Raw genomic sequence first — 12,317 nt, 5'->3', positions numbered from 1 at the left:
TTTTTCCATGTTAAGGAGAGTCTTCATATGAAAACGTACAGAGAACTAATCAGCAACGAAGAATTTTTCGCGGCTGCCCTGATGCAAGTGCCGATCTTCGTGATTGACGCGATCGACGAGTCGGAAGTGGACGAAGGCGGTACCGTGCAGCAGTATACCGATTTCAGCGTATGGATCAAAGGCGTCAGCTACCCGCGGCACAAGCATGTATTCAAAGTTTCCAGTTAGACCAACAGCCTCCGAGCCCTAAGGCCGGAAGCTGTTTTTGTTTTAACAACGTTTACCGTATTTACCGTGGAGGAAACGATCGAAGATTGCGCCTTTTTTCAAAACAAAGTCAAATGCGTGTTCAAAACGGATGTAATTTGCTAGACTGAAGGTACTATGTCGGAGTGAGGGATCGGTTGAATATGAATGCGTATGGAAATTTCAAAGAATTCGATCGAGCCAGATGGGCCGCATTGCGAAGTCGGACTCCGCTGCTGCTATCCGAGCAAGAGTTGGAGAAAATTAAAGGACTGAACGACAAAATTTCGCTGCGTGAAGCAGAGGATATCTATATTCCGTTGACCCGTCTGATTAATTTGAAGGTCAGGGCGGCACAGTATTTGCGAGAGGTTACCAGTGCGTTTTTGGGTTGTGAACCGGTAAACAAGCCTTTTATTATCGGGATTGCCGGAAGCGTGGCCGTAGGTAAAAGTACGGTGGCGCGCTTGCTCAAAACCCTTTTATCCCGCTGGGAACATCACCCGAAGGTGGACCTGGTGACGACGGACGGTTTCCTTTATCCGACCCGTGTATTGGAAGAGAAGGGGCTTATGGCTCGGAAAGGGTTCCCGGAGAGCTACGATACCAAGCAATTGATCGATTTCTTAAGCAAAGTCAGAGACGGTGAGCGCAATGTTCAAGCTCCGCTGTATTCGCATATTACGTATGACGTGCTGCCGGATGAGTTCGAAGTGATCGATAATCCGGATATTCTGATCGTGGAAGGGATTAACGTACTTCAAGTCAGCAAAAGACAGCCGGTGTTCGTGAGCGATTATTTCGACTTTTCGCTGTATATCGACGCTGATGCCGAAGATATTCGCAGTTGGTATATCGATCGTTTCCTGCTCCTGCAACAGACGGCGTTCCGCGAACCGTTGTCTTACTTCCATCGTTATGCGGACCTGAATAAACAGGAAGCGGTCGAGCGAGCTTCGCAGATCTGGGAGAGCATCAATCTGCTGAACTTGAACGAAAACATTTTACCCACGCGTCAACGGGCTGATCTGATCTTGAGAAAAGGACGCGACCATCGGATTCATGAAGTTTATTTACGGGAAATCTAAACATAGAAGGAGAGACATAAGCGTGAAATCAAGAGTGACAGCAACAAACGAAGCGTATGCACGCAAACTTTGGAAAACTGCGGCAGCGCTCGTGATGACATCGGCTATAGCCGTTTCGGGCAGTATTCTGCCTGCCCAAACGTTTGCTGCGCAGGCCGCTAGTTACGAATCAACGCTTTTGTCGTCCGCGTCTTCCAAACTGGCTTCGGGACTCTACAGCTCCAATGCTATTTTGATCCGAATGAGTGACGGTCAGGTGCTGATGAAGAAAAATATCAATCAAAAAGTATATCCGGCTTCGATGACCAAAATGATGACCGCACTCGTGGCGTTGGAAAATTTGCCGGACCTTCAACGGAAGACGACACTGCCGGCCGGGATGTTTGCAAGCCTGGAGAAGCAGGGGGCGTCGATGGCGGGTTTTAAGCGGGGCGAAAAAGTCAAAGCGATCGACCTGCTATACGGTTCGATGCTGCCTTCGGGAGCGGACGCATCTGTTGGACTGGCGTACGCAGTTTCCGGATCGGAAGCGGATTTCGTGAAAAAGATGAATCAAAAAGCCAAGCAGCTAGGCATGAAGCATACGAATTTCACGAATGTCACGGGTCTGCATAATGCCAATCACTACACCACGGTCAAAGATATGTCGATCCTCATGAAAGCCGCGCTTAAAAATTCGACTTTCCGCAAATTGGTCACGACGCATAAATATTCGATGTCGCCGACAAACACCCATCCGCAAGGAATGACAGTGCGCAGCACGCTATCGGAAAGCGCTCCGACCCTGCAATTCAAAGGCGGACGGATCCTTGGCGGAAAGACCGGATATACGCGCGCCGCGGGTCTCTGTTTGGCTTCGATCGCTGTCAAAGACGGTAAAGAGTACATGCTGGTAACCGCTGATGCGGACGGCAGTCCTTGGAGCAAGCCTTATCATATCCAAGATGCGCTAAACGTTTATCCGAAAATCCAAAAATAGGCTGGAAAAAGAACTGATGTTCGCTTATGATACAAACATACGTTCCGAACGAGAGGGTGTGTTTGTGAAGATGAATCGCTTGGAGCGAAGAATTTTGGGAATTTTGCGTCGTCATCGATGGCTCGCCTTCCGTTTATTATCGATGGCCGGACTTATGCGTCGTAGCGGAGGCGCATTCCGGGATGTGACGATCACGCTGATTAACCTGGAACAGAGCGGATATATCCGTTGGCCGGACAAGTCTTCATTAACGCATATTTCCGTATTGCGTAAAGCTTATAAGCTGAAAGCCATGTTTCCGTGGTTATCTAATCGCGAAGCAGGCATAACCATTCCGGGCCCGCCCTATTCATCTACGCAAGAAGAGAGATCGCTTCGAATTAAGCATCGCCCGAACGTGCCGGACCTATCATCAAGACGACAACAAACCGCAGACTAAGGCGTAAGTTATACCGCACAAAAAAACTCCTCCGTTATCCGGGGAGTTTTTTTAATTGGGACGTTGTTGAAATCCAATTATGCGTCCGTCCTTCAATGAAAATTACGGAACAAACCTACGACCTTGCCGAGAATCGTAACGTGAGTCAAACGAAGCGGCTCATACGTTGGGTTTTCCGGCTGAAGGCGAATATGATCCTTTTCCTTGTAAAACGTCTTCACTGTAGCTTCATCTTCCTCAGTCATAGCGACGACGATATCGCCATTATTGGCCGTCTGTTGTTGACGAACCACGACGTAATCCCCGCTGTTAATGCCTGCTTCAATCATGCTGTCTCCAACAACGGAGAGCATAAATACTTGATCTTCGCCAACCATCGTCTGCGGAAGAGGGAAGTAATCTTCAATATTCTCGGTTGCCGTAATCGGCACGCCGGCGGTAACTTTACCCACGACCGGAACGCGGCGGATTGTCGATGCGAACAAATTGCTGCTCTCCGACTCGTCCATGCCAAGCAATTCGATCGCGCGCGGTTTTGTCGGGTCGCGGCGAATCAACCCTTTTTTCTCCAAGCGATCCAGATGTCCGTGGACGGTAGAACTGGAAGCTAAACCTACCGCTTCGCCAATTTCGCGAACGGACGGCGGATATCCCTTGGATTTGACCTCAGTACGGATAAATTCCAGAATAGCCTGTTGGCGTACGGAAATCTTCGACATTCGTATCAACCCCATCCATTAATCATTTTAATTATTGAATATTTTGCAAAAGCATCCCAAAAAGAATCATAAAATCTTGAATGCGATATGGGACGATTATATCATAGAACTTCCGTTCGCACAAACGTAAGTTCTGCGATGATGCGAACAAATTTTCGCGAACAAACGTTCCGAAACCTATTGATCTGAACGTATGTTCGTGCTATATTGTTCGCAGAGGGCAGAACAAACGTTTGGGAGAGTGTTGAAAATGCCAAAATACACAACTTATAAAAGTATCTATGACACGGTGGGAAGCAACAATGAAGGGCGCAATCAGCGAATTTTTTCATCGATTCCTACTCTTTTACATAGCATCGGTATGCCAAAGTATCGCTGGAGCAAAACTGGCGCGGCCAGAGTTCGTTTGATGTTGTTCGTACTGATCGGCTTGTTCGCAGGAACGGGAGTTGTGCATGCTCTTCAGAGCAACACGCCTCCGGCGGAAGTGCGCACGGTCGTGGTATCGCCCGGCGATACGCTTTGGTCCATTGCCGAAAGCAATAAACCAAAAGGCGCGGATACGCGGATTTTCATCTCGGGAATCAAGCAGAAAAACGCGCTGAGCAGCAGTGAGATTTATGCCGGCGAAGAATTGATTTTACCTAATTTCTAAATCGTAAGGCAGCGGGAATGTGACGGGTGCGAATTCGTGAGCCATGCGTTGGAAATTGGGAAAAGAGCTTGCAGGGCAATCGCCTTGACAAGCTCTTTTTTTCATGTGAAAGTATAAAGAAGTATGGTTACAAGGAGGGTGTATAGTGGATATCGATACTTTGGTAGGCCGGATCAATGAGCTGGCCCGTAAACATAAAGCCGAAGGACTGAGCGAAGAAGAGCTGGAAGAGCGTGCAAAGCTTCGCGAAATCTATCTCGGCAACGTACGGCGCAACTTCCGTCAAGAGCTGGATTCGATTGAATGGGTTGATGAAGAACCGAAGAATGGCGGCAAGTTGCATTAATTTTTATGGTTCAGGGCAAGCGCTTCATCGAAACGGAAATGGCTCGCCGGTTCGCGGACAGGGAGTGCCGCGTTCCGGCGAGCTTTTCTTGTATAGAGATTCATAAAGAGTGATAGATCGCTAAGGGGGAAAACGAATGTCCCGTTCATGGGAGAGACAGGTCCGTAAAAATCAGCAGAAGACGAACACCTTGAGGCAAAAAACAGGCCAAGAACGAATCGGTACGACAGGAACAGTGAGTCAGGCCTATGACACGTTCAAAGGCAGAAACTACATGTTCCCGACGTTCCTGATGATTATCGCCATTTTCCTGACTATTATTACGGTTGGAGCGCAAATGTCGGGCGTGGAAGAAGCTTCCGGCGCATCGTACTGGTTCATTATCGTCATGTATGTGATTTTGGCGGTCATCATGTTCTTGCGCCGTCCGTTTTTGCGTGTGGGCAAAGACCGGGTATCGACGATTCGCTTCAACCGTGAACGTACGCTTCTGGCGGGCGATATTGCCAAGTTCCGGATCGAAAAAGGCTATGTTACGATTGAGACAAAAGGAAAAAGCGCGAATTGGATATTCTCCCGTTTCCTGAAAATGTTCAAGACGGAAGAAATCGCTCAGCGCGTGACCGAATTTGCGGAGCAACATCAGATTCCGGTCGAAAAGAAGTAATCGCTTATTTCAATCCATGTAAGGCTACGCATGTCGACGATTATAACGGAAGAGTGAGGGGACTACGAAATGACGGTGGAAACGACGGTAAAAGCGGTAATTTTTGATCTGGACGATACCTTGCTCTGGGATGAACGCAGTGTAAAAGAAGCTTTTGAATTCACTTCGGAAGAAGCGGCGCGTCGTACGGGAATCAATGCCGAATCCCTTGAAGCGGCAGTGCGTGAGCGTGCTCGCGATCTATACGCAACTTACGAAACGTATCCGTTCACCCAAATGATCGGCATTAGCCCGTTCGAAGGACTCTGGGCGAATTTTGACAAAGGCGAACAGCCGGAATTCCGTAAATTGCAAGAGATTGCTCCGATTTATCGGAAAGAAGCCTGGCGTCTGGGCTTGGCTGATCTCGGGGTCGAGGATGAAGCGTTGGCACTGGAATTGTCCACCTTATTTGCCGCGGAACGTCGTAAGCGTCCGTATGTCTATGAAGAGACGTATGCCGTACTTGACCAGCTTAAAGGAAATGTAAAGTTGCTCATGCTGACGAACGGTTGCCCTTCGCTGCAACAAGAAAAGTTGGACGGCGTACCGCAGCTGGTTCCTTATTTTGACCATATCGTGATTTCGGGAACGTTCGGAAAAGGCAAACCGGATACTTCGATCTTCCATCATGCGCTTGGATTGTTGGGCGTTGCGCCGGAAGAAGCTTTGATGGTTGGCGATAAACAAAGTACGGACATTCGCGGAGCACTGGACACGGGAATTCCTTCGGTCTGGATTAACCGTGTAGGCCGTCCGCCGCACTCCGGTATTGTCCCTGTGCATCAAATCGACTCGTTGCGCGATCTGCTTCCACTGGCGGGAATCCGCAATTCCTGAGAAATCGGCGAACCGGTATTCCGTCCGCCCGCTGCGGCGGGCGGGCTTTTTTTTCGCTTCATCATTTTAACAGGGATAACGAACGAATCCGATTATCGCAATCCGGATTCGGGTATTGAATTAGCATTTACGGCGTGCAAGACGGCGTCAAAAGAAGGAGGAGTGCGGCTGTGGAACTTTATTTTCTCGGCACCAATGCAGGCTTGCCGACCACGCAGCGCAATGTTACGTCCGTCGCGCTCCGCATGTTGGAGGAACGGCGTTGTTCCTGGCTGTTCGATTGCGGCGAAGCGACTCAGCATCAGATTCTGCATTCGCCGCTTAAACTCGGCAAATTGGAAAAAATTTTTATCACGCATATGCATGGCGATCACGTCTTTGGACTGCCGGGTCTGTTATCCAGCCGGGCTTCGCATGAAGGTTCCCCGCCATTGACCGTATACGGCCCGCAAGGTCTGAGAGATTTCTTGGAAGCCACGCTGCGAGCGACGCAAAGCCGAATCGATTTCGGCTTGGAGATCGTGGAACATTCAGGCGGGTTGGTGTTTGAAGACGATCAGATCAAGGTTGAAGCCGAGGCTTTGGAGCATCGAATCGAGAGCTATGGCTATCGCGTGACCGAAAAGGATCGTCCGGGCAGCTTGAATATGGAACTTTTGCAGGAATGGGGCGTGCGTCCGGGGCCGGAATACGGTAAGCTTAAGAATGGAGAATGCATTACGGTGAACGGGCGCACTATTGAACCCGCACAGGTGCTCGGACCTCCGAAGCGTGGCCGAATCGTCACGATTCTCGGCGATACGCGTCCGACACCGGGTATTCATCCATTGGCATTGGGAGCCGATCTGCTGGTTCACGAAGCGACATTCACTGACGAATTTTCCGATTTGGCCTATAAGTATTACCACAGTACCGCGGTTCAGGCCGCGGAAGCTGCAAAGCAAGCGGGAGTGGGCGAGTTGATTCTGACTCATTTCAGTTCGCGTTATAAGGATTTTGAACAACTTCAACCTTTATTGGAGGAAGCACAAGCCGTATTTCCTCATACGCAGCTCGCGATCGAACACCAATCTTATCCGATCCAGGCTGCGAAAGGCGTAGAATAAGAAAAGGAATGAAGGGTTATGACGCAAAGCTGTATCTTGATCGATTTGGACGGAACCTTGTATCATGGTGAGCGAATGGTACCCGGAGCGGACGAACTCATTGCGACATTGAATGATCGTCGCATTCCGTTTCTTTTTTTGACCAACAACTCTTCTGCCGCACCGGAAACGGTCGCGTTGAGGTTGAACAAAATGGGGATTCCCGCATGTCCTGAACAGGTGTGTACCTCTTCCATGGCAGCTGCTGCCTATATGGCGGGGCGCAAGCCGGGAGCTTCTGTGGCTGTATTCGGGGAGGCAGGATTGCGCGGAGCGGTATCTGCGGCAGGACTGAACGAATTCACTGGCGAAAACGGGAATCCCGACTATGTACTGCAAGGGATTGACCGCGAGTTTTCCTACGAAAAATTGGCACAGGCCGGACGTTTGATTTTGGCTGGCGCGGAGTTCGTATTAACGAATCCCGACCTGCTGCTTCCTTCCGAAGGCGGACTGATGCCGGGAGCGGGTACATTAGGGGCGGCTCTGCAATCCATGACCGGAATCCAACCTGTTGTAATCGGAAAGCCTTCGTCGATTTTGATGAACTTTGCTTTTGATTTGCTTGGTGCTCAAGCTTCGCGCGTCACGATTATCGGCGATAACATGATGACCGATATCAAGGCCGGGGTTCAATCCGGTTGCCGTTCGTTATTGTTGCTTACGGACGAAGGCGTTACGACTCCGCATAATCTGGAGCGTCACAAAGGCCTTGCTGAAGCCGAGCCTGATCTCGTCAAGAATAATTTGCATGAAGTGAGAGAATGGGTGTTAACGTTAAGCTAAAAGAGAAAGGAACGATGATTGATGACTGAACTTCCCGAAATCGAACACTATCGCAGACAACTAGGCCAGTGGATCCTCGATCGTCCGATTGATCGAGTATTCTTGGCTAATGAGCGCAGCACGGATGTTACGCCCGAAGAATTTTCGGGAGCTTTAGAGGGAAGAAGCTTGCTGTTCCTTGAGCGTCGCGGAACCTTTCTGATTTTCCATCTGGATAACGGTCACCGCCTGTTGATTGCTTTGGCGAAGGATGGAGCGTTGTACTGCGGAGAAGGCGACGAAAAGCCGCCGTTCACCGTTCAAGCCGAGATCGGATTTGGAGAACGGACGCTTTATGTATCCGGCAAAGCAAGCGTTCTGCGTTTGATGACTGTACGCGGGTTGGACGATGTGGTTAAAACGCTGGGTCCCGATCCATTTTCCCGTCAACTTACCGCGGAATCGTTTGTCGCTCAGCTTAAAAAGCGTCGCGGAGCGCTCCGCAGCCTATTGACCGGTCAGAAGTTGGCAGCCGGAATCGGTCCTCGTTACGCGGATGAGATCGCCTTTGCCGCGGGACTGCTGCCTTCGGTTAAAGTACAGGAACTTAACGGGGAGAGTGCAGCTCGTTTGTACGAAGCTTTGGAAAGCGTACTGAGTGCCGCAATCGATGCGGGAGGCTGCATTCAAACGCCACTTAGCGCCAAGGATACGATAACGGGCGGATACTTGGCACAGTGCCGCGTTTACGAACGTGAGGGGCAGCCATGCACCGAGGGCGGAGCTAAAGTCGAAAAGATGGATGTGTCGGGTAAAAAAGCGTACTATTGCCCGCAATGCCAATACGAGCAAACTCCCGTATTTTCGTAATCGGGAGAATTCGTTCGGGAAGGAGTGAGAACGTGACGAATACCGAAAACAAACCGAAAATTCATCTCTATATGGATGACTGGCGTCCTTGTCCGGAAGGCTTCGCATTGGCGCGTACGGGTGAGGAATGCCTGGAAATGTTGAAAGCGTGCGAAGTGGATATTTTGTCGTTGGATCATGAGATGGGTCCCGGAGAATTGAGCGGCAGCGAGGTTGCGGCGCGAATTGTAGCCAACGGAACATTCCCGCGCGAAATCTATCTGCACACTTCGAGCGAATACGGTCGGCGGAGCATGTATCAGACCCTGTATGCGGGGAAGCCTGACGATGTGATTTTGCACAAGGGGTCCATGCCGGAAGAAGTCCGCAGAAAAGTCGCCGCCGAAGAGTCCCGATGAGAGAATCGACCGAACGTGAACTGGCCGACTGGATCGAAGCGAGGGAACGCCGGATTATCGTATTCGGGCACACGCCTTTTTGCGGAACTTGCAAAGCAGCGCGAAGAATGTTGGACGTGATTGAGCAAATGGACCGGGAAATCGATATTTATGCGCTTGATCTGAATTTCGCTCCTGAGTTTATTCGCAAGTATCAGATTAGCAGCACGCCTTCGCTCAGTATCTTCGATCCAGCGAACCCTGGCGAACCGCGTACGGTTTATGCGATGCATTCTGTTCCGTATTTGCTGGAATTTATCGGACAAGAGCAGAAGCAAGGCATATGGTCCGAAACAAAAAGACGATAACGAACAAGAGAGAATCTGCGTATCGTTGAAACCTATATAATACGCGGATTCTGTGGAGGTTAATGTATTTTGAGTGAGCACGAGTTGGAACAAGAAAATCAAAACATAGAAGAAGTTCAGGAGCCGGAGCAAGGAGAAAGTTTATTCATTTGCACGGCGAACCGTGACTTTGCGGCTTATGCACAGGAAGAGCTTCGTCGACTTTTCGGCTCGGTAAAAAGCAGCGTATTGAGCGACCGTGAAGTTCTTTTGGTTAAATTGAACGTATCCGAGCAGAACGCTGTACAACAAATTTCGGATAGTCGTCCTATTTTCCTGCGTCATATTCAACCTGTTCAATTCGAACGCGAAGGTGAAAATGCCGGAGAATTGTTGGCTGAAGCCGCGTCATTTATTCTGCGGAGCCCCGTAATGGGAGCAGGCGTCAAAGTCGCGCTTCAGGTGAGAAAAAGCGCTGATGCGGGCGAGGAAAGTTCGTCGCAGTTGAAGGAATGGCTGGAAGAATTGCTTCGGGCATCCGAAGTGGAATTCGTGACGGCAAGCGCCGATTGGATTGCCTCGGTGTATTTGACGGATTCGGCAATTTACGCGGGAATTTCGCGTCCGGAGGACAATTTGTCGGATTGGAGCGGAGGAGCGGTTCGTTTCCGCCGCGAGGAAGGCCAGCTGTCCCGCGCCAAATTCAAACTGCTTGAAGCCGAACGGGAATTCGGACTGGATCTCTCTGCCTATCGCAGCGCGGTAGACATTGGTGCGGCTCCGGGCGGTTGGACGTCGCTGCTGCTTGAACGCGGGTTGAAGGTAACCGCGATCGACCCGGCGAAACTGCATCCATCGCTTCTCAAGTCGCCGAACCTGACCTATATCCGTAAAAACGCAAGCGAAGTCAAATTCAAAGAAAACGAATTCGATTTGCTGGTGTGCGACATGAGTTGGAGCCCCAAATTGATGGTTCAACTGGTGACGGGCTTGCTGCATGGATTAAGTCCTGGCGGTACGGCTATCGTCACGATCAAGCTCATGCACAAAAAGCCGATGGCGCTGATCAAAGAGGTCATTGCTTCGTTCGAAAACTCGCGTTTACAGGTCCAGCGGGCTAAGCAATTGTTCCATAATCGCGAAGAAATTACGCTTTACATGATCAAATATTAAGAAATAGGCCTTTACACTTAGCAAGCAATAGGTTTATAATGACTTCAAAATCATATGCACGGAAAGGGAAAGCATCCCTCACGAATTCGGTCTTAGGACCTGGTTTGCGAGGGGTGCTTTCTTTTTTTGTCCGAAAAGGGGTGAATTCATGCCGTACCCGCCGAAATTGGAGCGAGGAGCCGTAATAGGAGATCGATACCGGGTGGAACGCGTACTCGGGAGCGGCGGAATGGGTCGGGTCTATCTGGCTTCCGATGCCAAGCTTCCGGGCAAGTGGTGGGCCGTCAAGGAGACGATGGCCGATACGGCGGATTATGAAAGGATCGAAAACGAAGCGAGAATGCTGACCAGGCTGCGTCATCGCAGTTTGCCTCAGGTCGCGGACTTTTTTGCGCCGGATACGGAAGGTCGAGTATTTCTGGTCATGGAGTACATCGAAGGTTCGAATCTGAGCGATTATGCGAGTAAAGCCGGAGGCATCCTGGACATTCCGTTTATCTTGGAGCTGACATTGCGCATTTGCGAAACGTTGGAGTATCTGCATACGCAAAGTCCGCCTGTCGTTTTCCGGGATTTGAAACCAGGCAATGTGATGATCGGTGAAGACGGAACTATTCGTTTGATCGACTTTGGAATTGCGCGTAGTGCCAATCCGGACAAGAGCGCCGATACGGTAAAGCTGGGGACTATCGGATTTGCCGCACCCGAGCAGTATGAAGGGCAAAGCGATCCGTCCAGCGATCAGTACGCGTTGGGGGCGATGCTGTTGTATCTCTCCACGGGTGGTCGGTTTAGCGAATGGACACCGGAGGCACAGCGAGCGCTTCGGCCTGATCTTCCTTCGGCGCTGGTGCCTGCGATTCGCCGGATGCTCAGTTATCGACGAGAAGAGCGTTATCCGCATATCGGTGATATCAAGCGAATCATTCAGCCTGAACCCGTCGAAGGCGAAACTTCGTTGACCCCGGGTGTTGGAGGCACATCCACGATTGCGGTGCTGGGCAACTTCCAAGGTTGCGGAGCTACGCACATAGCGGTTGCCGCGGCACATACTCTGGCTCGCGAGGGAGGGCGAACCGCGCTCGTCGAGTTGAGCCGAATGTCTGGAGCTTTTGAACGAATTGCGATGGAATGGGAGGGCGAGCCGCTCAGAGGACGACGGATGTTCAGTATTCGGGGAGTCGATTACTGGCCCTCGTCAGAACGCAACCGTTTGACCGACATTTTCAGCAGAGGATACCGATACGTGGTCCTGGATCTTGGGACGTGCAGTGATGCTCGTGACTTTGAAGAATTTTTGCGGGCGGACGTTCCGGTGATTGTCGGCTCCGCAAGCGAGTGGCGAAGCGGAGATTTAGTCGCTTTTGCCCATCGGGAAACATTGCGCGTCAGGCCCAAGTGGACGTACGTGCTTCCCTTTGCCGCTGAGGATGCCGTGCGGGAAATGCGCCGAAGGCTCGGTCACAAAAGAATCTATTCGCTGCCTTCGCTATCGAATCCGTTCGATGGCAACCAACGCGACGTTTTTGAGCCGATTCTGGGTTCGTTTTATGCAAGAAAAGGGAGACGGTCGATCTTGAAACTGGGCTTCCGATAGAGCGGAAAACGAAGCTGAAGCTGCA

Annotated in this window: 16 protein-coding genes; 15 read left to right on the top strand and 1 reads right to left on the bottom strand. The window is 50.6% G+C overall.

All coding sequences use genetic code 11. The annotated features are described in order from the left end of the window. Nucleotides 1-27 precede the first annotated feature (27 nt). The 4 genes from SACSAC_RS17600 (at nucleotide 28) to SACSAC_RS17585 (ending at nucleotide 2,752) form a co-directional block, all read left to right on the top strand. Nucleotides 28-228, top strand: a complete 201-nt coding sequence (locus tag SACSAC_RS17600) for a hypothetical protein (RefSeq protein WP_037288795.1) — start codon at nucleotides 28-30, stop codon at nucleotides 226-228. A gap of 182 nt (nucleotides 229-410) precedes the next feature. Further along, entirely contained in the window at nucleotides 411-1,334 is a 924-nt protein-coding gene (gene coaA / locus SACSAC_RS17595; RefSeq protein ID WP_037288793.1) for a type I pantothenate kinase, read from the top strand. A gap of 22 nt (nucleotides 1,335-1,356) precedes the next feature. Then, on the top strand, nucleotides 1,357-2,313 hold the full coding sequence (locus SACSAC_RS17590; protein WP_245608660.1) for a D-alanyl-D-alanine carboxypeptidase family protein: 957 nt from the start codon (nucleotides 1,357-1,359) through the stop codon (nucleotides 2,311-2,313). 70 nt (nucleotides 2,314-2,383) lie between these two features. Continuing rightward, nucleotides 2,384-2,752 carry a hypothetical protein gene (locus SACSAC_RS17585; RefSeq protein ID WP_037288791.1) on the top strand — a complete coding sequence of 123 codons (369 nt, stop codon included), beginning with the start codon at nucleotides 2,384-2,386 and terminating at the stop codon, nucleotides 2,750-2,752. Nucleotides 2,753-2,844: 92 nt separating this feature from the next. Here the strand turns inward: SACSAC_RS17585 and lexA are convergent, their stop codons facing one another. Continuing rightward, on the bottom strand, nucleotides 2,845-3,471 hold the full coding sequence (gene lexA, locus SACSAC_RS17580) for a transcriptional repressor LexA (protein ID WP_037288789.1): 627 nt from the start codon (nucleotides 3,469-3,471) through the stop codon (nucleotides 2,845-2,847). Between the two features lie 250 nt (nucleotides 3,472-3,721). Here lexA and SACSAC_RS27755 point away from each other — a divergent pair, with 250 nt between their 5' ends. From SACSAC_RS27755 to SACSAC_RS17525, 11 genes are all read left to right on the top strand, one after another. Further along, nucleotides 3,722-4,126, top strand: coding sequence for a LysM peptidoglycan-binding domain-containing protein (locus SACSAC_RS27755; protein ID WP_169833788.1), 405 nt, complete (start codon nucleotides 3,722-3,724; stop codon nucleotides 4,124-4,126). 145 nt (nucleotides 4,127-4,271) lie between these two features. After that, nucleotides 4,272-4,472 (top strand): DUF896 domain-containing protein, encoded by a 201-nt coding sequence (locus SACSAC_RS17570; RefSeq protein ID WP_037288787.1) that lies wholly within the window; start codon nucleotides 4,272-4,274, stop codon nucleotides 4,470-4,472. A gap of 136 nt (nucleotides 4,473-4,608) precedes the next feature. After that, nucleotides 4,609-5,139, top strand: coding sequence for a hypothetical protein (locus SACSAC_RS17565; protein WP_037288785.1), 531 nt, complete (start codon nucleotides 4,609-4,611; stop codon nucleotides 5,137-5,139). Nucleotides 5,140-5,208: 69 nt separating this feature from the next. Then, the gene (locus tag SACSAC_RS17560) at nucleotides 5,209-6,018 is read left to right on the top strand and encodes an HAD family hydrolase (protein ID WP_037288783.1); all 810 of its coding nucleotides are present in this window, start codon (nucleotides 5,209-5,211) and stop codon (nucleotides 6,016-6,018) included. A 170-nt stretch (nucleotides 6,019-6,188) separates the two neighbouring features. Next, nucleotides 6,189-7,124 (top strand): ribonuclease Z, encoded by a 936-nt coding sequence (rnz, locus tag SACSAC_RS17555; protein ID WP_037288781.1) that lies wholly within the window; start codon nucleotides 6,189-6,191, stop codon nucleotides 7,122-7,124. 18 nt (nucleotides 7,125-7,142) lie between these two features. Beyond that, nucleotides 7,143-7,949 carry an HAD-IIA family hydrolase gene (locus tag SACSAC_RS17550; RefSeq protein ID WP_037288779.1) on the top strand — a complete coding sequence of 269 codons (807 nt, stop codon included), beginning with the start codon at nucleotides 7,143-7,145 and terminating at the stop codon, nucleotides 7,947-7,949. A gap of 21 nt (nucleotides 7,950-7,970) precedes the next feature. Continuing rightward, nucleotides 7,971-8,798 (top strand): Fpg/Nei family DNA glycosylase, encoded by an 828-nt coding sequence (locus SACSAC_RS17545; protein WP_037288778.1) that lies wholly within the window; start codon nucleotides 7,971-7,973, stop codon nucleotides 8,796-8,798. Between the two features lie 32 nt (nucleotides 8,799-8,830). Further along, complete coding sequence (locus tag SACSAC_RS17540) at nucleotides 8,831-9,196, top strand: cyclic-phosphate processing receiver domain-containing protein (protein WP_245608659.1); 366 nt, start codon at nucleotides 8,831-8,833, stop codon at nucleotides 9,194-9,196. Next, entirely contained in the window at nucleotides 9,193-9,543 is a 351-nt protein-coding gene (locus tag SACSAC_RS17535; protein WP_051507217.1) for a thioredoxin family protein, read from the top strand. The genes SACSAC_RS17540 and SACSAC_RS17535 overlap by 4 nt, the downstream gene beginning before the upstream one ends. 69 nt (nucleotides 9,544-9,612) lie before the next feature. Further along, entirely contained in the window at nucleotides 9,613-10,695 is a 1,083-nt protein-coding gene (locus tag SACSAC_RS17530; protein WP_084778162.1) for an SAM-dependent methyltransferase, read from the top strand. Between the two features lie 202 nt (nucleotides 10,696-10,897). Next, a complete protein-coding gene (locus SACSAC_RS17525; protein WP_169833787.1) occupies nucleotides 10,898-12,292 on the top strand; it encodes a serine/threonine protein kinase in 1,395 nt (464 codons plus the stop codon). Nucleotides 12,293-12,317: the final 25 nt, after the last annotated feature.

Source organism: Saccharibacillus sacchari DSM 19268 (assembly GCF_000585395.1).
GTDB classification, from domain to species: Bacteria; Bacillota; Bacilli; order Paenibacillales; family Paenibacillaceae; genus Saccharibacillus; species Saccharibacillus sacchari.
This window is presented reverse-complemented; position numbering and strand designations above follow the sequence as displayed.

Excerpts from the sequence above, each read along its gene's own strand:
- SACSAC_RS17600 (WP_037288795.1), top strand. The coding sequence starts at position 28 with ATGAAAACGTACAGAGAACTAATCAGCAACGAAGAATTTTTCGCGGCT.
- coaA (WP_037288793.1), top strand. The coding sequence starts at position 411 with ATGAATGCGTATGGAAATTTCAAAGAATTCGATCGAGCCAGATGGGCC.
- SACSAC_RS17585 (WP_037288791.1), top strand. The coding sequence starts at position 2,384 with ATGAATCGCTTGGAGCGAAGAATTTTGGGAATTTTGCGTCGTCATCGA.
- lexA (WP_037288789.1), bottom strand. The coding sequence starts at position 3,471 with ATGTCGAAGATTTCCGTACGCCAACAGGCTATTCTGGAATTTATCCGT.
- SACSAC_RS27755 (WP_169833788.1), top strand. The coding sequence starts at position 3,722 with ATGCCAAAATACACAACTTATAAAAGTATCTATGACACGGTGGGAAGC.
- SACSAC_RS17565 (WP_037288785.1), top strand. The coding sequence starts at position 4,609 with ATGTCCCGTTCATGGGAGAGACAGGTCCGTAAAAATCAGCAGAAGACG.
- SACSAC_RS17560 (WP_037288783.1), top strand. The coding sequence starts at position 5,209 with ATGACGGTGGAAACGACGGTAAAAGCGGTAATTTTTGATCTGGACGAT.
- SACSAC_RS17550 (WP_037288779.1), top strand. The coding sequence starts at position 7,143 with ATGACGCAAAGCTGTATCTTGATCGATTTGGACGGAACCTTGTATCAT.
- SACSAC_RS17545 (WP_037288778.1), top strand. The coding sequence starts at position 7,971 with ATGACTGAACTTCCCGAAATCGAACACTATCGCAGACAACTAGGCCAG.
- SACSAC_RS17535 (WP_051507217.1), top strand. The coding sequence starts at position 9,193 with ATGAGAGAATCGACCGAACGTGAACTGGCCGACTGGATCGAAGCGAGG.